Consider the following 22,526-nt stretch of genomic DNA (forward strand, 5'->3'; position numbering starts at 1 on the left):
AGCACCGACTACAGGAACGATGTTCACATGCTAACAATCCGTCTTGCCCTTGGCGGCTCCAAAAAGCGCCCGTTTTACCACCTGACCGTAACCGACAGCCGCAACCCGCGTGACGGTTCCCACAAGGAGCAGGTTGGTTTCTTCAACCCTGTTGCCCGTGGTCAGGAAGTTCGTCTGTCCGTGAACCAAGAGCGCGTAGCCTACTGGCTGAGCGTTGGTGCACAACCTTCTGAGCGCGTTGCTCAGTTGTTGAAGGAATCGGCTAAGGCTGCGGCCTGAGCAATATGAACGCGACGCCAAAAGATGCCGGTGATTTGATCGTTGTCGGCAAGATCTATTCTGTACATGGCGTTCGCGGCGAAGTGAAGGTGTATTCCTTTACTGATCCGATCAAGAACCTGTTGGAGTACAAAACCTGGACGCTCAAGCGCGAAGGTAGCGTGAAACAGGTGGAGCTGGTCAGCGGACGCGGGAACGACAAGTTCCTGGTCGCAAAGCTCAAGGGTCTCGATGATCGTGAAGAAGCACGTCTTCTGGCCGGTTATGAGATCTGCGTGCCGCGCAACCTGTTCCCTGAACTGACCGACGGCGAGTACTACTGGTACCAGCTGGTGGGTCTGAAGGTCATCGACCACCTCGGGCAATTGCTCGGGAAAATCGATCACCTGCTCGAGACCGGTTCGAACGATGTCATGGTGGTCAAGCCTTGCGTCGGCAGCCTGGATGATTGCGAACGCCTGTTGCCCTATACCGAGCAATGCGTGTTGGCCGTCGACCTTGCCGCAGGCGAGATGAAGGTGGAATGGGATGCGGATTTCTAAACGTGGCTAATTTGCGCGTTGAAGTCATCACATTGTTTCCCGAGATGTTTTCCGCCATCAGCGAGTACGGCATAACCAGCCGCGCGGTGAAACAGGAGCTGTTGCAGCTCACCTGTTGGAATCCGCGGGACTACACCACGGATCGACATCACACTGTGGACGATCGCCCGTTTGGCGGTGGTCCGGGCATGGTGATGAAGATCAAGCCCCTGGAAGATGCGCTGGTTCAGGCCAGGACGGCAGCCGGGGAGGGTGCGAAGGTGATCTACCTGTCGCCCCAAGGCCGCCAGCTGACTCAGTCGGCGGTACGCGAGCTGGCGAATTCGGATGCATTGATCCTGATTGCCGGCCGTTATGAAGGCATTGACGAGCGTTTCATTGAAGCTCATGTCGATGAAGAGTGGTCGATTGGCGACTATGTACTGTCTGGCGGCGAGCTGCCGGCGATGGTCCTGATCGATGCGGTTACACGACTGCTGCCTGGAGCTTTAGGGCATGCAGATTCCGCCGAGGAAGATTCCTTTACGGATGGTCTGCTGGATTGCCCGCACTACACCCGACCGGAGGTGTATGCGGATCAGCGTGTTCCCGACGTGTTGCTAAGTGGCAACCACGCGCACATCCGGCGTTGGCGTTTACAGCAGTCCCTTGGTCGGACCTATGAACGACGCGCCGATCTTCTGGAAAGCCGCTCGCTTTCTGGAGAAGAGAAGAAGCTGCTCGAGGAATACATCCGCGAGCGGGACGATAGTTAACAACGTATCGATGGTGAGTCCGACGACTTGCCTTAGGAGCACAGCATGACTAACAAAATCATCCTTGCACTCGAAGCAGAGCAGATGACCAAAGAAATCCCTACCTTTGCCCCGGGCGACACCATTGTCGTTCAGGTGAAAGTGAAGGAAGGCGACCGTTCCCGTCTGCAAGCGTTCGAAGGCGTCGTTATCGCCAAGCGTAACCGTGGCGTGAACAGTGCATTCACCGTTCGTAAAATCTCCAACGGTGTCGGCGTAGAGCGTACTTTCCAGACCTACAGCCCGCAAATCGACAGCATGGCTGTCAAGCGTCGCGGTGACGTACGTAAAGCCAAGCTGTACTACCTGCGTGACCTGTCGGGTAAAGCAGCTCGCATCAAGGAAAAACTGGCTTAAGTCCAGCTTCCGATGCAAAAAAAGCAGCCTGCGGGCTGCTTTTTTATTGCCTGCGATTTGTGCTTTGAGCACCCTGCATAGCTTCATTTCCATTTTCGATGCCGTGTGTGCCCGCATCTTTCAAGAGTCTTTATGCCAGCCATCGATCATCCACTGATAGACCAGTTTCTCGATGCCCTGTGGCTGGAGAAGGGGCTGTCCGATAACACCCGCGGTGCCTACCGCAGCGATTTGGCACTGTTTAACGGTTGGTTGCAGGAAAATAACCTGGAACTGATCAATGCCGGCCGGGAGTTGATCCTCGATCACTTGGCGTGGCGCCTGGAGCAGAACTACAAACCGCGCTCGACGGCACGGTTTCTCTCCGGTCTGCGTGGGTTCTATCGCTATTTATTGCGGGAAAAGCTCATCGCGGTGGATCCGACCTTGCGCGTGGAAATGCCGCAGCTGGGCCGTCCGCTGCCCAAGTCCCTGTCGGAAGCCGATGTGGAGGCGTTGCTGGCGGCGCCCGACCTCAGTGAGGCCATCGGCCAGCGCGACCGGGCCATGCTGGAAGTCTTGTACGCCTGTGGCCTGCGTGTCACCGAGCTGATCAGCTTGACGCTGGAGCAAGTCAACCTGCGCCAGGGTGTGCTGCGGGTGATGGGCAAGGGCAGCAAGGAGCGCCTGGTGCCGATGGGTGAGGAAGCGATCGTCTGGGTCGAGCGTTACATGCGCGATGCCCGTCATGAACTGCTGGGTGGGCGTCCCAGCGATGTGCTGTTCCCCAGCCTGCGCGGCGAGCAGATGACCCGCCAGACCTTCTGGCACCGCATCAAGCACCAGGCCAAGGTGGCCGGGATCAACAAATCCCTCTCGCCCCACACCTTGCGTCATGCCTTCGCCACACACCTGCTCAACCATGGCGCCGACCTGCGGGTGGTGCAGATGCTGCTTGGCCATAGCGACCTGTCCACCACTCAGATCTACACCCATGTGGCTCGGGCACGGTTGCAGGACTTGCATGCCAAGCATCATCCTCGCGGCTGAATGAAATCTCCTGTGGGAGCCTTTGGGAGCAAGCTTGTGGGAGCAAGGCTTGCCCGCGATCAACGATAACGCGGTTCAGTTGTTACACCGCAGCGTGGCCATCGCGGGCAAGCCTTGCTCCCACAGGACAGTTCCACAGGGCAGCCTCCAGCAATGTCGTGCGTCAGCGGCATTCGGTCACGCCAGCCTTCTGTGGTAGGCTTTGTCGGTTTGCACAGTGGGCGGTTGGAACCCGAATCTGCGGGTCGGTGTTTCCCGTCTCATTTGTTCGCCTCAGGAGTCCCCATGCGTTTGATCCAGATGTTCACCGCCGCCGCCATTGCGTTGGCCAGTACCTTTGCCATCGCCGACGACGCGGCTGACAAGGCTATCCGCAAAAGCCTGGAAAACCTTCAGCTCGACGTGCCGATCGATACCATTTCGGCCAGTCCCATGGCCGGCCTGTATGAGGTCAAGCTCAAGGGCAGCCGCGTGCTTTATGCCAGCGCCGACGGCCAATACATCGTCCAGGGCAACCTGTTCGAGCTCAAGGACGGCAAGCCGGTCAACCTCACCGAGCTGACCGAGCGCCAAGGCATTTCCAAGTTGATCAACGGCATTCCGGTCGCTGAAACCGTGGTTTATCCGGCCATCGGCGAAACCAAGTCCCACATCACCGTGTTTACCGACACCACCTGCCCGTATTGCCACAAGCTGCACGCCGAAGTGCCGGAACTGAACAAGCGCGGCATCGAAGTGCGTTATGTGGCATTCCCGCGCCAGGGCCTGGGCTCGCCGGGTGATGAGCAGTTGCAGGCGGTCTGGTGCTCCAAGGACAAGAAAGCGGCCATGGACAAGATGGTCGACGGCAAGGAAATCAAGGCCGCCCAGTGCGAGAATCCGGTTTCCAAGCAGTTTGCCCTCGGACAGTCAATAGGCGTGAACGGTACGCCGGCGATTGTTTTGGCCGATGGTCAGGTAATTCCGGGCTACCAGCCAGCGCCACAAGTGGCCAAACTGGCCCTCGGCGCGAAATGATCATGGGCGATCCGCTTTTGAAGATCACGGCTCGGCGAAAACGTTCGTCGGGCCGTTAAACACAGAGTCGCGTTGCTGCGCGGCTGTATTTCACGGCCGACCTTGCGTCGGCCGTTTCATGGGGAGTCAAGAGTGAATCCGGTCAAAGTAGGCATCTGTGGGTTAGGTACCGTCGGTGGCGGCACCTTCAACGTACTTCAGCGCAACGCCGAGGAAATTTCTCGTCGTGCCGGGCGTGGGATCGAAGTGGCACAAATTGCCATGCGCACGCCAAAGCCTCAGTTCCAGACGACCGGTATTGCGATTACCAACGATGTGTTCGAAGTGGCCACGAACCCTGAGATCGACATCGTCATAGAGCTGGTGGGCGGCTACACCGTTGCCCGCGAGTTGGTACTCAAGGCCATCGAGAATGGCAAGCATGTGGTCACCGCGAACAAGGCGCTTATCGCTGTTCACGGTAATGAGATTTTCGCCAAGGCCCGCGAGAAGGGTGTGATCGTGGCGTTCGAAGCCGCCGTGGCCGGTGGCATCCCGGTGATCAAGGCGATCCGCGAAGGCCTGTCGGCCAACCGTATCAACTGGGTCGCGGGGATCATCAACGGCACCGGCAACTTCATTCTCACCGAGATGCGCGAGAAGGGTCGCACCTTCGAAGACGTGCTCGCCGAAGCCCAGGCCCTGGGCTACGCAGAGGCTGATCCGACGTTCGACGTGGAAGGCATCGACGCCGCGCACAAGCTGACGATCCTGGCGTCCATTGCGTTCGGTATTCCGTTGCAGTTCGACAAGGCCTACACCGAGGGCATCACCAAGCTGACCACCGCGGACGTGAACTACGCCGAAGCCCTGGGCTATCGCATCAAACACCTGGGCGTGGCGCGCAGCACCGCCAGCGGCATCGAGCTGCGCGTGCACCCGACGCTGATCCCGGCCGACCGCCTGATCGCCAACGTCAACGGCGTGATGAACGCGGTGATGGTCAACGGCGATGCCTCTGGCTCGACGTTGTTCTACGGCGCTGGCGCGGGCATGGAGCCGACGGCTTCTTCAGTCATTGCCGACCTGGTGGACGTGGTTCGCGCCATGACCTCCGACCCGGAAAATCGCGTGCCGCACCTGGCCTTCCAGCCAGACTCGTTGTCGGCTCACCCGATTCTTCCGATCGAGGCGTGCGAAAGCTCCTACTACCTGCGCATCCAGGCCAAGGACCATCCGGGCGTGCTGGCCCAAGTGGCGAGTATCCTCTCGGAACGCGGCATCAACATCGAGTCGATCATGCAGAAGGAAGTCGAGGAACACGACGGCCTGGTGCCGATGATCCTGCTGACCCACCGTGTGGTCGAGCAGAACATCAACGACGCGATCGCGGCGCTGGAAGCGCTCCAGGGTGTCGTTGGGCCGGTGGTCCGTATCCGCGTTGAACATTTGAACTAAGCAGCTACAAGCTTCAAGCTGCAAGCTCCAAGTCAAAGCAGATCCGCTTTTACTTGCAGCTTGTAGCTTACAGCTCGCAGCTCAAACCGAAGGTTTGCCCCCTATGCGCTATATCAGCACCCGCGGCCAGGCACCGGCCCTGAATTTCGAAGATGTCCTCCTGGCCGGCCTGGCCACGGACGGCGGTCTTTATGTGCCGGAAAACCTGCCGCGTTTCACCCAGGAAGAAATCGCTTCCTGGGCCGGCCTGCCGTATCACGAGCTGGCGTTCCGGGTCATGCGCCCGTTTGTCACCGGCAGCATCCCGGACGCCGATTTCAAAAAGATCCTGGAAGAGACCTACGGCGTCTTTTCCCACAACGCCATCGCACCGCTGCGTCAGCTCAACGGTAACGAATGGGTCATGGAGTTGTTCCATGGCCCGACCCTGGCGTTCAAGGACTTCGCCCTGCAACTGCTCGGTCGCCTGCTGGACTACGTGCTGCAAAAGCGTGGCGAGCGCGTGGTGATCGTCGGTGCCACCTCCGGCGACACCGGTTCGGCGGCCATCGAAGGCTGCAAGCATTGCGAAAACGTCGACATTTTCATCCTGCACCCGCACAACCGGGTCTCGGAAGTGCAGCGTCGGCAGATGACGACGATTTTCGGCGACAACATCCACAACATCGCCATCGAAGGCAACTTCGATGACTGCCAGGAAATGGTCAAGGCCAGCTTCGCCGACCAGAGCTTCCTCAAGGGCACGCGGCTGGTGGCGGTGAACTCGATCAACTGGGCGCGGATCATGGCCCAGATCGTCTATTACTTCCACGCGGCCCTGCAGTTGGGCGGTCCGGCCCGTTCCGTATCGTTCTCGGTACCGACCGGCAACTTTGGCGATATCTTCGCCGGGTACCTGGCGCGCAACATGGGGCTGCCGATCAACCAGTTGATCGTGGCCACCAACCGCAACGACATCCTGCACCGCTTCATGAGCGGCAACCAGTACGTCAAGGAAACCCTGCACGCCACGCTGTCGCCTTCGATGGACATCATGGTGTCTTCGAACTTCGAGCGCTTGCTGTTCGACCTGCACGGGCGCAACGGCGGGGCGATTGCCGGGCTGATGGACAGCTTCCGTCAGGGTGGCGGTTTCAGCGTCGAGCCTGAGCGTTGGACCGAAGCCCGCAAGTTGTTCGACTCCCTGGCCGTGGATGATGAGCAGACCTGCGAAACCATCGCCGAAGTGTTTGGGCAGAGCGGTGAACTGCTCGACCCGCACACAGCCATCGGCGTCAGGGCGGCCCGTGAATGCCGTCGCAGCCTGGACATCCCGATGGTGATCCTGGGCACGGCGCACCCGGTCAAGTTCCCGGAAGCGGTGGAGAAAGCGGGTGTAGGAAAAGCGCTCGAACTACCCGCGCATCTTTCTGATTTGTTTGAGCGAGATGAGCGATGCACCGTGTTGCCCAACGACTTGAAAGCCGTGCAGGCCTTTGTCAGCCAGCATGGCAATCGCGGCAAGCCACTCTGACCGGCTAAACCTGTCACATTTTGAAGCCCGTCTCCTGACGGGCTTTCTTGTTTCTGCATGCCAAACTGGCCGGGTTGTCGCCCTTGGAGGGATGGGCGAGTCATCTCGAAGGAAATGCAGATGTCGTTTTTTATCAAAGGTAAACCAGCGCTGGGCTGGATGATGGGCGTGGCCCTGATGTACTGGGCGCAGTGGGGACACTCGGCGCAGTTGACGGCTTTCGAAACGCCAGCGTCCAACCCTGGCGAACGGCTGGAGCTGGACGCGCAGGAACTGAAGTGGGTCAGGGAGAACCCCCGGGTCATCGTGGCCACGATGCAGTTTCCGTTGTACCTGTTCAAGAATGAGCAGGGGCAGTGGGATGGGCTGAACCACGACGTGCTCCAGCGCATCGCGCACGTGACCGGCCTTGAGTTCGTGCACCGGGAGTCGTTCTCTCCCGGCGAGTTGCTGACAATGCTGGAGAACGGCGAGGCCGACATGACGACCCTGCTGGCGATGAATGAAGAGCGTCGGGACTTCCTCAGTTTCAGCCATGCATTCGGCGGTTCCGGTTGGGTATTCGTCGGTCGTGACGGGGAATCTTCCCCCCATTCGCTGGAGCAGCTCGAAGGGAAGGTTCTGGCACTGCCGGCTCGCCATGCCTTGGAGGCGGAAATCCGGCGCGATTACCCGGCGATTCAGTTGCGCACGACCAAGACCTATGGCGAGGCGCGGGCGCTGGTAGAGAGCCGGGAAGCTTTTGCGACTATCGAAAATGAAACCGGAGTGCATCTCTATCCGGCCGGGCAATTGCAGGTCGGCAGCGGCCTTGAGGGCAAGTGGGAACCGGACTACCTGGCGGTGCGCCAGGACTTGACCGTGCTGCTGGGTATCTTGAATAAAGCCCTGGAGGCCTTCCCGGCCGAGGACATGCGTGCGCTGCGTTCGAAGTGGTTTGCTGGCACGATCCCCGTCCAGGCACCCACGATCTGGGCACGTATGTCCAGTTGGGGTTACTGGTGTGTGACCGTGATCGTGGTGTTTGGCCTCTTGTCCCTGCTGTGGAACCGCCGCCTGCAGGTACAGATCGACCAACGCCTCAAGGCCGAAGCGGTCCTCAAGGACCAGTTGATGCTCCAGCGGGCCTTGATGGATGCCATTCCCGACCCGATTTTCATCCGTGATCTGGAGGGGCGCCTGATCATGTGCAACAAAAGCTATGAAGAGCAGTTCGCGACCCGCTTCGAAAAGCTGCGGGGCACACGGTTGATCGACTCGGCATCATTTCCGCGGGCCACTGGCGAGCTGCTGCATGGGGAAGTGATGGAGCAGTTACGCACCGGCCAGTCTCGGTTTGTCGACCGGCAATTGATGTTCAGCGGCGGATTGCGGGAGATCTATCATTGGTCGGTGCCGTTTTATGGGGCCGATGGGCACTTGCGCGGCATTCTGGGGGGCTGGACCGATGTCGGGCGCCGGTGGCGCCGTTGCGACAGGGGCCTGGCTGTGCCGGCCGTCAGCCCGTAACGGGGCCCGGAGAAGGCTGTTGTTTGCCTGTCATATTGGACGCGCATGCTCGGTTGAACAGGTTGAGGCGTGCCGGTTCGGTGCGCTGACGAACTTTCTGCTGCGGCCCACGGTCATTGACTGTGTACATGCAGTTGTTTCGGACTATTGAAGGGTGAGCGAATGGAAAGTATCAGCCTATTGCTGAATGAAGCCTTGAGCCCGTATCAGGTCTCGCTGACTCCCTCCGGTGCCAAGGGGGAATGCAGGGTAACGCTGAGTAATGCCAGCGGGGCCATCATGGTCGAGCGTGTGTTCAATCAGGCCCAATTGTCCGACAAGCGTCAGTTGACCGACGTGGTCGATGGCCTGCATCGCGATGTGCTGATTGCCGAGGGGCGCCTGGAGCCCTGCGTGATTGCGGCATTGCGCAATCTGGCGCGCGACAAGGTCATGGTCGCGGCGAATTGACTGGGTTTTGTGGGAACCTTCCTACGTCCTGATGAGTCAGAACTTTTACCAGCAAGAGCAAGCATTGTGCTCCGGTGCTTGTCGCTTGTTGTACTAACCATGATTGGTTACGTTTAACCCCGAGTCGTCTCCCCACTTCTCGGGGTTTCTTTTTGCCTAGCTTTTGTGTTTTTAGCGCGTTCTGTGAGGCGCTGGAGTCTTTTGTGGGAGCAAAGCTTGCTCGCGAGGCGGCCTTATAGCCGACCTGGCTCTCCCGGGCGTACCCCATCCGACCTGTGGGAGCAGAGCTTGCTCGCGAGGCGACCTAACAGCCGACCTGGCTCTCCCGGACGTACACCCGTCAGATCTGTGGGAGCAAAGCTTGCTCGCGATTACGGTGTGCCAGTCAACATCAAGTCGACTGAGCCGACGCCATCGCGAGCAGGCTCGCTCCCACAGTTTGATCTTCAGTGACTGCCCCCTTTTGGTCTGTCAAATGGCCCCGTCGACGCGCAGCTTGGCAATCTGCTGCGCGTCATAGCCCAGTTCGCCGAGCACCTGGGCGTTGTGTTCGCCCAGCGCCGGTCCGACCCATTCGGAGGTGCCCGGGGTGTCGGAGAGTTTCGGTACGATTCCTGGCATCTTGAACGCCTTGCCGTCCGGCAGCTTGGCCTGCAGGAACATTTCACGGGCCAGGAATTGCGGATCGCTGAACATGTCCTCGGCGCTGAAGATCCGGCTGGCCGGTACCCCGGCCTGGTTCAGCTGGTCGATAACGCTGTCGAGCGGCAGCCCGTTGACCCAGCGATCAATCACCCCGTAGAGCTCATCGCGCCGGCTGTCACGGCCATCATTGCTGGCCAGTTGCGGGTCATTGGCCAGGTCGTCGCGGCCGATGATCTGCATGAAGCGCTTGAAGATCGCATCGCCGTTGGCGCCGATCTGCACGTGCTTGCCGTCGGCGCTGGTGTGGATGGACGAGGGGGTGATGCCGGGCATGATGTTGCCGGTGCGCTCGCGGATGAAACCGAACACGTCGAACTCCGGCACCATGCTTTCCATCATGGCGAAAATCGCCTCGTACAACGCCACGTCCACCACTTGCCCGGTGCCGCCGTTGATCTCGCGGTGACGCAGGGCCATCAATGCGCCAATCACCCCCCAGAGGGCGGCGATGGAATCGCCGATGGAAATCCCGGTGCGCACCGGGGGACGGTCTTCGAAGCCGGTGATGTAGCGCAGGCCGCCCATGGATTCGCCCACCGCGCCAAACCCCGGCTGGTCTTTCATCGGCCCGGTCTGGCCGAAGCCTGAAAGCCGTACCATCACCAGCTTCGGGTTCAATGCATGCAGCACATCCCAGCCGAGGCCGAGCTTTTCCAGCACGCCGGGGCGAAAATTCTCGATCAGGATGTCGGCTTCTCCGATCAGTTTTTTCAGGATCGCCAGGCCTTCGGGGTGCTTGAGGTTCAAGGTCAGGGACTTCTTGTTGCGTGCCTGGACAAACCACCACAAGGATGTGCCTTCGTACAGCTTGCGCCATTTGCGCAGCGGATCACCGCCATCGGGGGACTCGACCTTGATGACGTCGGCACCGAATTCGCCGCAGATTCTCGAGGCGAAGGGCCCGGCGATCAAGGTGCCGAGTTCGATGACTTTGACGCCGGCAAGGGGTTTGGCAGTAAGCGACATGACGGATCCTGTAGGACAAAGCAGAACGGATAGAGCGTTTTATCATAGGCCACGCCCGGTCGCCGCAGGTTGATGGTCGGCAATTCGTGGATTGCCCGCGTCATCGGTTAGACTTGCCGCCTTTCCTCGTATCAAGAAGCCCGTTCATGGCCCAGCCGTCCACGACCTACAAGTTTGAACTGAACCTCACCGACCTCGACCGCAATGTGTACGAAAATGTGAAGCAGACCATCGCCCGCCATCCTTCGGAAACCGAAGAGCGCATGACCGTGCGCCTGCTGGCCTACGCGTTCTGGTACAACGAGCTGCTGGCGTTTGGTCGTGGTCTGTCAGACGTCGATGAGCCTGCGCTGTGGGAAAAAAGCCTGGATGACCGGGTGCTGCACTGGATCGAAGTCGGTCAGCCGGATGCCGATCGCCTGACCTGGTGCTCGCGCCGGACCGAGCGCACCAGCCTGCTGGCCTACGGCAGCCTGCGGGTGTGGGAAGGCAAGGTGATCCCGGCGGTGAAGAACCTGAAGAACGTCAACATTGCCGCCGTGCCCCAGGAAGTGCTCGAAACCCTGGCCAAGGACATGCCCCGGGTGATCAAGTGGGATGTGATGATCAGCGAAGGCACGATTTTCGTGACTGACGACCGTGGCCAGCATGAAGTCCAGCTCCAATGGTTGCTGGGCGAACGCGGTTGAGCCATTGACAGGTATTGAGTGAACTCATTGTGGCGAGGGAGCTTGCTCCCGCTTGGGTGCGCAGCGCCCACAATCAAGGGGGCCGCTACGCAGCCCAGCGGGAGCAAGCTCCCTCGCCACAGTCCAGGATTCCAAAAAATAGAGAAATGTCCGTCCCCCCATGCGCATAGAACCCCGCCAACTGCCCGACACCCTGCCATTCCTCGGTGACCTGCCGCCCCTGTTGACCCGCCTGTACGCAGCACGCGGCGTGCAGTCCGCGGCCGAACTGGACAAGAGCCTGGCGCGCTTGATTCCGTTCCAGCAGCTCAAGGGGATCGACGCCGCGGTGGATCTGCTGGTGACGGCGCTGGAGCAACGCCAACGCATCCTGATCGTCGGGGACTTCGATGCCGATGGCGCGACCGCCAGCACCGTGGGCATGCTGGGCTTGCGTTTGCTGGGTGCGGCCCATGTCGATTACCTGGTGCCCAATCGCTTCGAATACGGCTACGGGCTGACCCCGGAAATCGTCGAAGTCGCCCTGGCCCGCGAACCGCAATTGCTGATCACCGTGGATAACGGCATTTCCAGTGTGGAAGGCGTGGCGGCGGCGAAAGCGGCGGGGCTTCGGGTGCTGGTCACCGACCACCACTTGCCGGGCCTCGAACTGCCGGCGGCCGATGCAATCGTGAATCCGAACCAGCCGGGCTGCGAGTTCCCGAGCAAGGCCCTGGCCGGTGTCGGGGTGATTTTTTATGTGCTGATGGCCTTGCGGGCGCGACTGCGCAGCCTGGGCTGGTACGCCAGCACCCCCCAGCCGAACATCGGCGAATTGCTCGACCTGGTGGCCCTGGGCAGCGTGGCGGACGTGGTGCCCCTGGACGCGAATAACCGGATCCTCGTGCACCAGGGCCTGGAGCGGATTCGCGCCGGACGTGCCCGGCCCGGTATCAAGGCAATTCTGGAAGTGGCCAAGCGCGACGCTGCGCGGATTACTTCCACTGACCTCGGATTTATCCTCGGGCCGCGTCTGAATGCGGCCGGGCGCCTGGACGACATGAGCCTGGGCATCGAATGCCTGCTCACCGACGACCCGGCCCTGGCGCGGGAAATGGCGGCGCAGCTGGATGGCATGAACCAGGACCGTAAATCCATCGAGCAAGGCATGCAGCGTGAAGCCCTGGCCCAGCTCAAGGACCTGCCGGTGGAGTCGATGCCCTTCGGTTTGTGCCTGTTCGATCCGCAGTGGCACCAAGGGGTCATCGGCATCCTCGCCTCGCGGATGAAGGAGCGTTACTTCCGGCCGACCATTGCCTTTGCCGATGCCGGGGACGGCTTGCTCAAGGGCTCGGGGCGCTCGGTACCGGGCTTTCACATTCGCGATGCGCTGAGCGTGGTGGCGGCGCAGCATCCGACCCTGATCAGCAAGTACGGCGGTCACGCCATGGCGGCGGGGCTGACGCTGCCGGAGGCGAATTTTCCACTGTTCGCCGAAGCGTTCGACGCGGAAGTGCGCCGGCAATTGCGCGAAGAAGACCTGACCGGCCGGCTGTTGTCGGATGGCACGTTGGCGGTGGAGGAGTTCCACCTGGAACTGGCCCGGGCGCTGCGCCATGCCGGTCCCTGGGGCCAGCACTTCCCGGAGCCGATGTTCCATGGCGTGTTCCAGTTGGTCGAACAACGCGTGGTGGGCGAACGGCACCTGAAGGTCGTTCTCAAGAGCGAATGCGGCGCGGTGAAGCTCGACGGCATCGCCTTCGGCATCGACCGCGAGATCTGGCCCAACCCTACCGTGCGCTGGGTGGAGCTGGCCTACAAGCTCGACCTCAACGAATTTCGCGGTCAGGAAACGGTGCAGTTGATGATTGCCCATATCGAGCCGCGGTAGACACTCGGCTTTTGTGGCGAGGGGATTTATCCCCGCTGGGCTGCGAAGCAGCCCCAAAGCAGGCGACTCAATCTGCCTGATACCCACAGGTGTCAGGTTTTGGGGGGCTTCGCCCCCAGCGGGGATAAATCCCCTCGCCACACAGTGACCAACCCAAGCGAGAGCAAGCACCCTCGTCACACCGTCGGTTTTTAAGTTCTGAACCCTCCGTCCTCGCGGGTTGTCGACTAGGCTCTAAGCACTGCTTGATAGCCCTTGTGACGTCTTGTCGAATTTTTTGCCCGCGGGGGCGGGTGTTGTACCTTTTGTCACTCGTCGACTGTTCAAACAGAACCCTGGAGCCTGCCCACCGATTCGAGAGGTGCCCCATGAGTCTGCTGCTGGAACCCTATACCCTTCGCCAATTGACCCTGCCCAATCGCATCGCCGTATCGCCGATGTGCCAGTATTCGAGCACCGATGGCCTGGCCAACGATTGGCACCTGGTGCACTTGGGTAGCCGCGCCGTGGGCGGTGCCGGCCTGGTGTTCACCGAAGCCACCGCCGTGACCGCCGACGGTCGCATCACCGCCCAGGACCTGGGGCTGTGGAACGATGAACAGATCGAACCCTTGCAACGCATCACCCGTTTCATCACCGCCCAAGGGGCCGTGCCGGGCATCCAACTGGCCCATGCCGGACGCAAGGCCAGTACCTGGCGACCTTGGCTGGGCAAGCATGGCAGCGTCAAACCGGCGGACGGCGGCTGGGTGCCGGTCGGCCCGTCGCCAATTGCCTTCGATCCGCAGCATACCCAGCCGGTCCAATTGGACGACGAGCAGATTGTCGGCGTAATCCAGGCCTTCGTGGAAGCGGCCAAGCGCGCCCTCACGGCTGGCTTCAAGGTAGTCGAGGTCCATGCGGCCCATGGCTATCTGCTGCATCAGTTCCTGTCGCCCTTGAGCAATCAGCGGCGCGATCAATACGGCGGCTCCTTCGAAAACCGTATCCGGCTGGTGCTGCAAGTCACCGAAGCGATCCGGGCGGTATGGCCTGAAGAACTACCGGTCTTCGTCCGCGTCTCCGCCACCGATTGGGTCGAGGACGGGTGGAACCCGGATGAGACCGTGGAGCTGGCGCGGCGCTTCAGGGCGCTGGGGGTGGACCTGATCGACGTGTCATCGGGCGGCACGGCCGCCAATGCGGAAATTCCCACCGGCCCGGGTTACCAGACACGCTTTGCCGAGCGGGTGCGCAAGGAGTCGGAAATCGCCACCGGCACCGTCGGCATGATCACCGAACCGGCCCAGGCCGAGCACATCCTGCGCACCTGCCAGGCCGACATCATTTTCCTGGCCCGCGAACTGTTGCGTGATCCGTACTGGGCCCTGCATGCCGATGATGACCTGGGCGGCCGCAAGGCCACGTGGCCGGCGCAGTACCAGCGGGCCACGCATCGGGACCAGCCGATTCATGAGTCGGATTTGCGGGACTAAGGGCCTGATAAAACAGAAAGCCCCGGTCAATTGGCCGGGGCTTTTTTTGTTTTATCTGGAATCGTTGGTGCTTGTACTGCCGCCTTCGCGAGCAAGCCCGCTCCCACAGGGATTGGATGTGGATCACAAACTCTGTGGATAACACAGGCTCACTGTGGGAGCGGGCTTGCTCGCGAAGGCGTCATCCCTGACGCAGAAAGGCTCAGGGATACTTACGCTTATCCGGCGCCGGCGGGAAGTACTGGTACAACCAGGTCTCGCTCAAGGTCCGGTCCTTGGTGCGAATGAACAGGCGCATCTGCACCGGGTCCACCCGGTCATCGGTCGGGTACCAGTCGAAGGTGATGCGGTAACCCTTGATGGCATCCAGCACCAACACGTTGAAGTCCTTCACTTCGCCGTGGGAGCAGGTCACCACCGGTTCGATGCCGGTGCCCGGCGGCAGTTGGTCGAGGCCACCGCCGCCGAAGTCCACGGCGAAACGGCGTGCCCAGACGGTCGGGTAATGCTCGCCCGGTGCCCATCCTTCGATGAAGCCGCCCATGCCTGAACGGGTGGCGTCGACATGGGCAAGGTCGGTGCTGACCGGCGGCAGCGCGCTCCAGTAGAGCTTGTAGCCATAGTTCAGCGAGTCGCCGGCGGCCACCGGTTTTTTCGGCGTCCAGAACGCGACGATATTGTCCAGGGTTTCGCCGGTGGTCGGGATCTCCAGCAAGTCTACCGAGCCTTCGCCCCAGGCCGTCGTCGGTTCGACCCACAGGCTCGGACGCTTGCTGTACCAGTCCACGGTGTCCTGGTAGCTGGCAAAGTCGTGATCGGTCTGCACCAGGCCAAAACCTTTCGGGTCCTTGTCGGCGAACGCATTGAATTGGAGGGTGGCGGGGTTGTTCAACGGACGGCAGACCCACTCGCCGTTGCCGCGCCACATGGCCAGCCGGTCGGAGTCGTGGATTTGCGGGTGAATGGTGTCGCACATGCGCCGCTCGACGGTGCCGCAGCTGAACATGCTGGTCATGGGGGCGATACCCAGTTGCGCGATGGCGGTACGGGCGTTGACGTGCGCATCGATCTCCATCACCACCCGGGTCGGCTGGCAATCGATGTCGAACCGATAGGCACCGGTGGCACTGGGGGAGTCGAGCAGGGCGTAGACCACGAAGCGGGTGCTGTTCTTGTCCGGGGTTTCGAACCAGAACTTGGTGAAATCCGGAAACTCCTCTTGTTTCTTGGCGTAAGTGTCGATGGCCAGGCCGCGCGCCGACAGCCCGTACTGGCCGCTGGCATCTACCGCGCGGAAATAGCTGGCCCCGAGGAATGAAACGATGTCGTGTCGATCCAGCTCCGGCGCCTTGAAGACGCGAAAGCCGGCGAAGCCCAGGTCACCCTTCAGTTGTGAGGTATTGACCGTGGTTTTCTCATAGTTGAACAGCTCCGGACGGAAGTGCACCTCACGGGCCATGCGCGTCTTCGGGTCGACGCTGTACATGCGCACTGGCTGCTTGAAGCCCATGCCGACGTGGAAGAACTGCGCATCCAGTTGCCGCCCGTCCAGATCATTCCACAACGAGTGGTTGGCGTCGTACTGGATGGCGTTGAACTGCAGCGGCGACATCTGGGCCAGGGTCGGCGGCAGGACTTGCTTGGTGTCGACGTAGCGGCTCTCGGCCAGCCGCTTGGCCTGTTCCTTCAAACCGTTGAAATCGAAGGGACGGGCTTCGCCGTCGGCAGTCTGTTCGGCGGCCCAGGCACGTGCGGCCATGAGCCCGGAGGCCGAAAGCCCGGTGTAGGCGGCGAAGGCCATGGAGGCCTTGAGCAGATTCCTGCGGTGCATAAATACAACCTTTCTCAAAACAGTCCCGAGCCGATCCTGGCCACAGCGACTGATAAAGGAGTTCGGACATGCCTTTGGCCAAACGCGACGAACGTTAGAACAGATGCCTGAGAGCTGGATCGGTTCACCGAGGCGCAAAATCATAGGGGAAATACAGGCGCCGACAGAACGGAAAGCGTGGCCTGGTCAAATTTTCTTACAGTTATTTCTTTTTTTATGTCGATTTCGACTTTTTTTGACTAATTACTCTAAAACTCCCTTTTCACGCTTTGAATCCTCCCTATTCTTTAGCGTGATAGGCGATCTAACCCGGATTCAGATGGCGCTATCAGGTCAACCTCGACGTAAAGAAGGACAACTCATGACAAAAATACAGGGCATTACCGAAATGCTGGGGATCTTTCCAGGCCTGACCAACCCGCGCAGGACACGCCGGCTCAGCCTGGAAGAATTGAGACTGGTGGAGCGCTATCGGGAGTTGTCGGAAAACGACCGCATCGCCATGCGTTACCTGGTGGATGCGATGCGCAGTGTTTCGCGGTTTTGATCAGAGACCCTGTAGTCTTTAAAACGGCCTCTCATTTTCCTACCAGAAAGTGGGAGTTTTCTAGCGAGGTCAAACACATCAGCCTACCGTCAGCGGCGGTTGCAGGCCTGAGCACGAAGTATTACTTTTCTATGCAAAGTAATACTTCGAGGAGAATACAATGCCGACGACTATGACCAGTAAAGGACAAGTCACCATCCCCAAACCTATCCGCGACGCGTTGCACTTGATTCCTGGCTGTGCGGTAGAGTTCAGCATCAATGCACAGGGCGAGGTAGTGTTGCATGCAGGTAAGTCTGGAACAGCCGAGGCTGCCATCAGTGATCGCTTTGAAGCTGTCCGTGGCCGGGCGGATATCAAATGGCGCACAGACGATCTTATGGCCCTGTTGCGTGGTGAAGACTGATGATATTGGTCGATACCAACGTCTTGATCGATGTGCTGGAGGATGATCCGGTTTGGGCTGATTGGTCCATCGAGCAGATGCGCGCCCAATCCAAAATTCACAATTTGGTAATCAATCCAGTAATTTATGCTGAACTGTCCCAGACATTTTCTACCTTCGAAGCGTTGGATGAGGTTGTCGAAGAGATGGGGCTGCTAATGCAGGAACTACCTCGTCCAGCGTTGTTTTTGGCAGGGAAGGCTTTTGTGCGTTATCGAAAGGTGGGCGGTGGCAAAAATAATGTGCTTGCCGATTTTTTCATTGGTGCCCATGCGGCTGTCAAGCGTCTTCCTTTGCTTACACGTGATGCGAAGCGTTACCGAAGTTACTTTCCTTCGGTGCAGTTGGTGGTGCCATCGTGAGATGCGCTTCACCACGACCAGTATCGTCCCCTTGGTCGTGGTGCAATCGCATTTAGGCATTTGCTCAATGCTTGAACATCACATGCCGCACCACCGTGTAATCCTCCAGCCCATACATGGACATGTCCTTGCCATAGCCGGAACGTTTCTGACCGCCATGGGGCATTTCGCTGACGAGCATGAAGTGGGTGTTCACCCAGGTGCAGCCGTATTGCAGGCGTGCCGACAGGCGATGGGCACGGCCGATGTCGGCGGTCCATACCGATGAGGCCAGGCCGTAGTCCGAATCGTTGGCCCAGGCCAGCACTTGCGCTTCGTCGAGGAACGGGGTGACGGACACCACCGGTCCGAACACTTCTCGGCGGACGATTTCGTCATCCTGCTGGGCGTCGGCCAGCACCGTCGGCTCGAAGAAGAATCCGTTGCCTTCCACGGCCTTGCCACCGGTGATCAGGCGGATATGCGGCTGGGCGATGGCCCGCTCGACGAAACCGGCCACACGGTCGCGGTGCTGGGCGGTGATCAGCGGACCCATCTCGGTGTCGGACGCGTTCTGCAAACCGTATTTGATGCTGCCCACCGCGGCGCCGAGTTTCTCGACGAACCGGTCGTAGATACCTTGCTGGGCATAGATGCGGCAGGCGGCGGTGCAGTCCTGGCCGGCGTTGTAGAAACCGAAGGTGCGGATGCCTTCCACGGCCGCATCAATGTCGGCGTCGTCGAAGATGATCACCGGAGCCTTGCCGCCCAGCTCCATGTGCATGCGCTTGACGCTGTCGGAGGTGCTGGAAATGATGTTCGAGCCGGTGGCGATGGAGCCTGTCAGCGACACCATGCGCACTTTCGAGTGGGTGACCAGCGGGTTGCCGACGGTCTGCCCGCGGCCGAAGATCACGTTAAGCACGCCGGCGGGGAAAATCTCCGACGCCAGTTCCGCCAGGCGCAACGCCGTCAGTGGCGTCTGCTCCGACGGCTTGAGCACCACGGTGTTGCCGGCGGCCAGGGCCGGGGCGATTTTCCAGGCGACCATCATCAGGGGGTAATTCCACGGCGCGATGGAGGCGATGACCCCCACCGGGTCGCGACGGATCATCGAGGTGTGCCCGGGCAGGTATTCGCCGCCCGCCGAACCGCTCATGCAGCGACTGGCGCCGGCAAAGAAACGGAACACATCGGCAATCGCCGGGATCTCGTCGTTCAGCGCGGCGCTGAAGGGTTTGCCGCAGTTGTCCGATTCCAGCTTCGCCAGTTCCTCGCCGTGGGCTTCGATGGCATCGGCCAGCCTGAGCAGCAACAAGGAGCGGTCCTTGGGCGCCACTTGCGACCAGGCTTCGAAGGCGCTGTCGGCGGCACGTACGGCGGCATCGACCTGGGCTTCGCTGGCTTCATTGATCTCCACCAGCACCCGCCCCAGCGCCGGGTTGAACACCGCCTGGCCAGGGCCTTCGCCGTTCACCAGGTGGCCGTTGATCAGCAGTTTGGTTTGCATGTCCATGTCCTCTTGAACGCTGTTGTTTTTACTGTGGGAGCGAGCCTGCTCGCGATAGCGGTTTTACAATCGACATCTCTGTTGAATGTTGGTCCGTCATCGCGAGCAGGCTCGCTCCCACATGGGATAGCTTTCATTGATAAGGGGGTTACTTCCCGCCACTCCCCGCCACGCTCTCACCCCCACGGGTCAGGTAATACGCGCCGAGTATCGGCAGCATCGTGACCATCATCACCAGCATCGCCACCACGTTGGTCACCGGCACGTCGCGCGGGCGGCTGAGCTGGTTGAGCAGCCACAGCGGCAGGGTGCGTTCGTGGCCGGCGGTGAAGGTGGTGACAATGATCTCGTCGAACGACAGCGCAAACGCCAGCATCCCACCGGCCAGCAGGGCCGACCCCAGGTTAGGCAAGATGATGTAGCGAAAGGTCTGCCAGCCGTCGGCGCCCAGGTCCATCGAGGCCTCGATCAGGCTGTGGGACGTGCGGCGCAGGCGGGCGATGACGTTGTTGTAGACGATCACCACGCAGAAGGTTGCATGGCCGACGACGATGGTGAACATCCCCGGTTCGATGCCCAGGGTCTTGAAGGTCGCCAGCAGTGCGATGCCGGTGATGATCCCCGGCAAGGCAATTGGCAGGATCAGCATCAGTGAAATGCCCTGTTTGCCGAAGAAATCGCGGCGGTACAGCGCCGCCGAGGCCAGGGTGCCGAGCACCATGGCGATCAGCGTGGCGATGGCCGCGATCTGCAACGACAGCTGGATCGCTTCCAGCACGTCCGGGCGCGAGAAGGCGACGCTGAACCACTTCAGGGTCAGGCCCTTGGGCGGAAAGCTGAACGCCGCATCCTCGGTATTGAAGGCGTAGAGGAAGATGATCAGGATCGGAAAGTGCAGGAACACCAATCCGCCCCACGCCGCGATCCGCAAGCCCCACGAGGCCCGGTCTTGAGAGTCAGAGTGCATCGAATGCCCCCAGTCGCTTGACGACGGATAGATAGATCGCGATCAGCACGATGGGTACCAGGGTGAACGCCGCGGCCATGGGCATGTTGCCGATGGCGCCTTGCTGGGCGTAGACCATGCTGCCGACGAAGTAGCCCGGTGGGCCTACCAGTTGCGGCACGATGAAGTCCCCCAGGGTCAGCGAGAAAGTGAAGATCGAGCCGGCGGCAATGCCGGGGATCGACAGTGGCAGGATCACTTGCATGAACGTCTGGCGTGGCCTGGCGCCCAAGTCCGCCGAGGCTTGCAGCAGCGACGGTGGCAGACGCTCCAGGGACGCCTGGATCGGCAGGATCATGAACGGCAGCCAGATGTAGACGAACACCAGGAAACGCCCCAGGTGCGAGGTGGACAAGGTGCTGCCGCCCACGCCCGGGATCCCCAGCACGAACTGCAGCACCGGCCCCAGGCCCAGGTGCTGGACGAACCACTGCGCCACACCACCCTTGGCCAGCAGCAGCGTCCAGGCATAGGCCTTGACGATGTAGCTGGCCCACATTGGCAGCATCACCGCGATGTAGAAAAACGCCTTGGTCTTGCCTCGGGTATAGCGCGCCATGTAGTAAGCGATCGGGAACGCGACGACGGCGCTGGCGATGGACACCGCAATGGCCATGCTCAGGGTGCGCAAAATGATGTCGAAATTCGACGGCTGGAACAGCGCCGTGAAGTTCGCCAGGGTCAGGTCCGGCGTGACCGCCATGGTGAAGTCATCGAAGGTGTAGAAACCCTGCCACAGCAAGGTCAGCAGCGAGCCAAGGTAGATCGCGCCGAACCACAGCAGCGGCGGCACCAGCAACAGCGACAGGTACAGGTTGGGCCGTCGGTACAGCAGGTTGGAAAAACGCCGCAGCGGCGAACCGGGCGCAGGCGTTGGGGTGATGGCCAAGGTGTTCATTTCACACCTCGCCACTGACGGCGTCGTGCAGCGTGACCATCGCCTCACGGGCCCAGCGAACGCTCAGCTGTTGGCCAGCCTGGTGCGGGGTGGCGTTGTCCTGCCACTGGGTGTTGGCCTGGCTGAGGTTCAGGGTCTGGCCGTTGGCAAGTTTCAGCTCATAGCGTGTGGCGCTGCCCTGGTACTGGATGTCGTGCAGCAGGCCGTGGACTTCGACCTCACCACTGGCCAACGGGCCCTCGGCGAAACGCACGTGTTCCGGACGGATCGAGAACGGCTGTGGATAACCGCTCAGTTCCCGGGCCAATTCGCCACGAATCACGTTGGAGGTGCCGACGAATTCAGCGACGAAGGTGGTCGCCGGTTTCATGTACAGGTTGCGCGGCGTATCGACTTGTTCGATACGGCCCTTGTTGAACACCGCCACGCGGTCGGACATCGACAGCGCTTCGGTCTGGTCGTGGGTGACGAAAATGAAGGTGATGCCCAACTGGCGTTGCAACTTCTTCAACTCGCCCTGCATCTGTTCACGCAGCTTCAGGTCCAGGGCGCCCAAGGGCTCATCGAGCAATAGTACCCGCGGCCGATTGACCAGCGCACGGGCCAGGGCCACCCGTTGACGCTGGCCGCCGGAGAGCTGCACCGGCTTGCGTTCGCCGTAGCCGCCCAGGGCGACCATCTCCAGGGCCTCGTTGGCGCGCTGGATGCGCTCGGCCTTGGCGACGCCTTTGACTTTCAGACCGTAGGCGACGTTGTCGCGCACGTTCATGTGGGGGAAGAGGGCGTAGTCCTGGAACACGGTGTTGACGTCCCGCTGATACGGCGCAAGCCCCGTGGCTTCTTCGCCATGGATACGGATCGAGCCGGCACTGGGTTGTTCGAACCCGGCGATCAGCCGCAGGCAGGTGGTCTTGCCCGAACCAGACGGGCCCAGCATGGAAAAGAACTCGCCGTCCTGAATGTCGATGGAGACCCGGTCAACGGCCTTTACATCGCCGAACTGCCGGGATACCTGGGTGAATTGGACTGCAAGCGTCATGGTGCGGGGCTCCAGAAAGCGGGGCGGGTATGAACCTTCAATGATTGGAATACGATCCCGTGGCGAGGGAGCTTGCTCCCGCTGGGTGGCGCAGCCGCCCCAAAAACAGGCGATGCGGTGTGTCAGCTAATAACCCGGCGGGCCGCTTTTGGGGGGCTTTGCCCACCACCGGGGGCAAGCCCCCCCCCCCCCAAGGGCGCCCCCCTTTTTTTTTTTGGGGGGGAAGCCCGTCTCTTTTTCACATCTCCCCGCCCCCGCGGCGCCCATGAAAATCGTT

Annotated in this window: 22 protein-coding genes; 16 read left to right on the forward strand and 6 right to left on the reverse strand. The window is 60.7% G+C overall.

What is annotated here, in order from left to right; translation table 11 throughout:
* Window positions 1-27: 27 nt before the first annotated feature.
* The 10 genes from rpsP (at window position 28) to J3361_RS22670 (ending at window position 8,927) form a co-directional block, all read left to right on the forward strand.
* Complete coding sequence (gene rpsP / locus J3361_RS22625) at window positions 28-279, forward strand: 30S ribosomal protein S16 (RefSeq protein WP_003198088.1); 252 nt, start codon at window positions 28-30, stop codon at window positions 277-279.
* Window positions 280-284: 5 nt separating this feature from the next.
* Window positions 285-821: a ribosome maturation factor RimM gene (rimM, locus tag J3361_RS22630; protein ID WP_207966393.1), complete on the forward strand. Its 537-nt coding sequence runs from the start codon at window positions 285-287 to the stop codon at window positions 819-821.
* Window positions 803-1,576, forward strand: coding sequence for a tRNA (guanosine(37)-N1)-methyltransferase TrmD (gene trmD / locus J3361_RS22635; protein ID WP_170845966.1), 774 nt, complete (start codon window positions 803-805; stop codon window positions 1,574-1,576). Before rimM ends, trmD begins: the two co-directional genes overlap by 19 nt.
* A 45-nt stretch (window positions 1,577-1,621) precedes the next feature.
* Window positions 1,622-1,972, forward strand: a complete 351-nt coding sequence (gene rplS, locus J3361_RS22640; RefSeq protein ID WP_003175895.1) for a 50S ribosomal protein L19 — start codon at window positions 1,622-1,624, stop codon at window positions 1,970-1,972.
* Window positions 1,973-2,104: 132 nt separating this feature from the next.
* Window positions 2,105-3,001 carry a site-specific tyrosine recombinase XerD gene (gene xerD, locus J3361_RS22645; RefSeq protein WP_207966394.1) on the forward strand — a complete coding sequence of 299 codons (897 nt, stop codon included), beginning with the start codon at window positions 2,105-2,107 and terminating at the stop codon, window positions 2,999-3,001.
* Window positions 3,002-3,286: 285 nt separating this feature from the next.
* Entirely contained in the window at window positions 3,287-4,018 is a 732-nt protein-coding gene (locus J3361_RS22650; protein ID WP_186705439.1) for a DsbC family protein, read from the forward strand.
* 132 nt (window positions 4,019-4,150) lie between these two features.
* The gene (locus tag J3361_RS22655; protein ID WP_207966395.1) at window positions 4,151-5,455 is read left to right on the forward strand and encodes a homoserine dehydrogenase; all 1,305 of its coding nucleotides are present in this window, start codon (window positions 4,151-4,153) and stop codon (window positions 5,453-5,455) included.
* Between the two features lie 103 nt (window positions 5,456-5,558).
* Window positions 5,559-6,968 (forward strand): threonine synthase, encoded by a 1,410-nt coding sequence (thrC, locus tag J3361_RS22660; protein ID WP_207966396.1) that lies wholly within the window; start codon window positions 5,559-5,561, stop codon window positions 6,966-6,968.
* 120 nt (window positions 6,969-7,088) lie between these two features.
* The gene (locus J3361_RS22665) at window positions 7,089-8,477 is read left to right on the forward strand and encodes a transporter substrate-binding domain-containing protein (protein ID WP_207966397.1); all 1,389 of its coding nucleotides are present in this window, start codon (window positions 7,089-7,091) and stop codon (window positions 8,475-8,477) included.
* Between the two features lie 162 nt (window positions 8,478-8,639).
* The gene (locus J3361_RS22670) at window positions 8,640-8,927 is read left to right on the forward strand and encodes a DUF3509 domain-containing protein (protein WP_207966398.1); all 288 of its coding nucleotides are present in this window, start codon (window positions 8,640-8,642) and stop codon (window positions 8,925-8,927) included.
* Window positions 8,928-9,398: 471 nt separating this feature from the next.
* Here J3361_RS22670 and J3361_RS22675 read toward each other — a convergent pair whose 3' ends face one another.
* Window positions 9,399-10,598 carry a CaiB/BaiF CoA-transferase family protein gene (locus J3361_RS22675; RefSeq protein WP_207966399.1) on the reverse strand — a complete coding sequence of 400 codons (1,200 nt, stop codon included), beginning with the start codon at window positions 10,596-10,598 and terminating at the stop codon, window positions 9,399-9,401.
* Window positions 10,599-10,744: 146 nt separating this feature from the next.
* Here J3361_RS22675 and J3361_RS22680 point away from each other — a divergent pair, with 146 nt between their 5' ends.
* The 3 genes from J3361_RS22680 (at window position 10,745) to J3361_RS22690 (ending at window position 14,632) form a co-directional block, all read left to right on the forward strand.
* Window positions 10,745-11,287 (forward strand): YaeQ family protein, encoded by a 543-nt coding sequence (locus J3361_RS22680; protein WP_122568769.1) that lies wholly within the window; start codon window positions 10,745-10,747, stop codon window positions 11,285-11,287.
* Window positions 11,288-11,447: 160 nt separating this feature from the next.
* Entirely contained in the window at window positions 11,448-13,157 is a 1,710-nt protein-coding gene (recJ, locus tag J3361_RS22685) for a single-stranded-DNA-specific exonuclease RecJ (RefSeq protein WP_207966400.1), read from the forward strand.
* Between the two features lie 368 nt (window positions 13,158-13,525).
* The gene (locus J3361_RS22690; RefSeq protein WP_207966401.1) at window positions 13,526-14,632 is read left to right on the forward strand and encodes an NADH:flavin oxidoreductase/NADH oxidase; all 1,107 of its coding nucleotides are present in this window, start codon (window positions 13,526-13,528) and stop codon (window positions 14,630-14,632) included.
* 202 nt (window positions 14,633-14,834) lie between these two features.
* Here J3361_RS22690 and J3361_RS22695 read toward each other — a convergent pair whose 3' ends face one another.
* A complete protein-coding gene (locus J3361_RS22695) occupies window positions 14,835-16,463 on the reverse strand; it encodes a glucan biosynthesis protein D (protein ID WP_207966402.1) in 1,629 nt (542 codons plus the stop codon).
* 361 nt (window positions 16,464-16,824) lie between these two features.
* Here J3361_RS22695 and J3361_RS22700 point away from each other — a divergent pair, with 361 nt between their 5' ends.
* From J3361_RS22700 to J3361_RS22710, 3 genes are all read left to right on the forward strand, one after another.
* Complete coding sequence (locus J3361_RS22700; protein ID WP_003198116.1) at window positions 16,825-17,010, forward strand: hypothetical protein; 186 nt, start codon at window positions 16,825-16,827, stop codon at window positions 17,008-17,010.
* A 160-nt stretch (window positions 17,011-17,170) separates the two neighbouring features.
* Entirely contained in the window at window positions 17,171-17,416 is a 246-nt protein-coding gene (locus J3361_RS22705; RefSeq protein WP_058545464.1) for a type II toxin-antitoxin system PrlF family antitoxin, read from the forward strand.
* Entirely contained in the window at window positions 17,416-17,817 is a 402-nt protein-coding gene (locus J3361_RS22710; RefSeq protein WP_207966403.1) for a type II toxin-antitoxin system VapC family toxin, read from the forward strand. Before J3361_RS22705 ends, J3361_RS22710 begins: the two co-directional genes overlap by 1 nt.
* 64 nt (window positions 17,818-17,881) lie before the next feature.
* Here J3361_RS22710 and J3361_RS22715 read toward each other — a convergent pair whose 3' ends face one another.
* The 4 genes from J3361_RS22715 to J3361_RS22730 all read right to left on the reverse strand — a co-directional run bounded on the left by J3361_RS22715 (window position 17,882) and on the right by J3361_RS22730 (window position 22,249).
* Window positions 17,882-19,306, reverse strand: coding sequence for a gamma-aminobutyraldehyde dehydrogenase (locus J3361_RS22715; RefSeq protein WP_207966404.1), 1,425 nt, complete (start codon window positions 19,304-19,306; stop codon window positions 17,882-17,884).
* A 148-nt stretch (window positions 19,307-19,454) separates the two neighbouring features.
* On the reverse strand, window positions 19,455-20,273 hold the full coding sequence (locus J3361_RS22720) for an ABC transporter permease (protein WP_207966405.1): 819 nt from the start codon (window positions 20,271-20,273) through the stop codon (window positions 19,455-19,457).
* Window positions 20,263-21,210 carry an ABC transporter permease gene (locus tag J3361_RS22725; RefSeq protein WP_207966406.1) on the reverse strand — a complete coding sequence of 316 codons (948 nt, stop codon included), beginning with the start codon at window positions 21,208-21,210 and terminating at the stop codon, window positions 20,263-20,265. The genes J3361_RS22720 and J3361_RS22725 overlap by 11 nt, the downstream gene beginning before the upstream one ends.
* A 1-nt stretch (window position 21,211) precedes the next feature.
* A complete protein-coding gene (locus J3361_RS22730; RefSeq protein ID WP_207966407.1) occupies window positions 21,212-22,249 on the reverse strand; it encodes an ABC transporter ATP-binding protein in 1,038 nt (345 codons plus the stop codon).
* Window positions 22,250-22,526: the final 277 nt, after the last annotated feature.

The sequence above is a fragment of the Pseudomonas sp. OA65 genome (assembly GCF_017498305.1).
GTDB lineage: Bacteria > Pseudomonadota > Gammaproteobacteria > Pseudomonadales > Pseudomonadaceae > Aquipseudomonas > Aquipseudomonas zanjanensis.

What these genes read in the sequence shown, in the direction of transcription:
- rpsP (WP_003198088.1), top strand. Translation starts at nt 28, where the DNA reads ATGCTAACAATCCGTCTTGCCCTTGGCGGCTCCAAAAAGCGCCCGTTT.
- rimM (WP_207966393.1), top strand. Translation starts at nt 285, where the DNA reads ATGAACGCGACGCCAAAAGATGCCGGTGATTTGATCGTTGTCGGCAAG.
- trmD (WP_170845966.1), top strand. Translation starts at nt 803, where the DNA reads ATGGGATGCGGATTTCTAAACGTGGCTAATTTGCGCGTTGAAGTCATC.
- rplS (WP_003175895.1), top strand. Translation starts at nt 1,622, where the DNA reads ATGACTAACAAAATCATCCTTGCACTCGAAGCAGAGCAGATGACCAAA.
- xerD (WP_207966394.1), top strand. Translation starts at nt 2,105, where the DNA reads ATGCCAGCCATCGATCATCCACTGATAGACCAGTTTCTCGATGCCCTG.
- J3361_RS22650 (WP_186705439.1), top strand. Translation starts at nt 3,287, where the DNA reads ATGCGTTTGATCCAGATGTTCACCGCCGCCGCCATTGCGTTGGCCAGT.
- thrC (WP_207966396.1), top strand. Translation starts at nt 5,559, where the DNA reads ATGCGCTATATCAGCACCCGCGGCCAGGCACCGGCCCTGAATTTCGAA.
- J3361_RS22665 (WP_207966397.1), top strand. Translation starts at nt 7,089, where the DNA reads ATGTCGTTTTTTATCAAAGGTAAACCAGCGCTGGGCTGGATGATGGGC.
- J3361_RS22670 (WP_207966398.1), top strand. Translation starts at nt 8,640, where the DNA reads ATGGAAAGTATCAGCCTATTGCTGAATGAAGCCTTGAGCCCGTATCAG.
- J3361_RS22675 (WP_207966399.1), bottom strand. Translation starts at nt 10,598, where the DNA reads ATGTCGCTTACTGCCAAACCCCTTGCCGGCGTCAAAGTCATCGAACTC.
- J3361_RS22680 (WP_122568769.1), top strand. Translation starts at nt 10,745, where the DNA reads ATGGCCCAGCCGTCCACGACCTACAAGTTTGAACTGAACCTCACCGAC.
- recJ (WP_207966400.1), top strand. Translation starts at nt 11,448, where the DNA reads ATGCGCATAGAACCCCGCCAACTGCCCGACACCCTGCCATTCCTCGGT.
- J3361_RS22690 (WP_207966401.1), top strand. Translation starts at nt 13,526, where the DNA reads ATGAGTCTGCTGCTGGAACCCTATACCCTTCGCCAATTGACCCTGCCC.
- J3361_RS22695 (WP_207966402.1), bottom strand. Translation starts at nt 16,463, where the DNA reads ATGCACCGCAGGAATCTGCTCAAGGCCTCCATGGCCTTCGCCGCCTAC.
- J3361_RS22700 (WP_003198116.1), top strand. Translation starts at nt 16,825, where the DNA reads ATGACAAAAATACAGGGCATTACCGAAATGCTGGGGATCTTTCCAGGC.
- J3361_RS22705 (WP_058545464.1), top strand. Translation starts at nt 17,171, where the DNA reads ATGCCGACGACTATGACCAGTAAAGGACAAGTCACCATCCCCAAACCT.
- J3361_RS22710 (WP_207966403.1), top strand. Translation starts at nt 17,416, where the DNA reads ATGATATTGGTCGATACCAACGTCTTGATCGATGTGCTGGAGGATGAT.
- J3361_RS22715 (WP_207966404.1), bottom strand. Translation starts at nt 19,306, where the DNA reads ATGCAAACCAAACTGCTGATCAACGGCCACCTGGTGAACGGCGAAGGC.
- J3361_RS22720 (WP_207966405.1), bottom strand. Translation starts at nt 20,273, where the DNA reads ATGCACTCTGACTCTCAAGACCGGGCCTCGTGGGGCTTGCGGATCGCG.
- J3361_RS22725 (WP_207966406.1), bottom strand. Translation starts at nt 21,210, where the DNA reads ATGAACACCTTGGCCATCACCCCAACGCCTGCGCCCGGTTCGCCGCTG.
- J3361_RS22730 (WP_207966407.1), bottom strand. Translation starts at nt 22,249, where the DNA reads ATGACGCTTGCAGTCCAATTCACCCAGGTATCCCGGCAGTTCGGCGAT.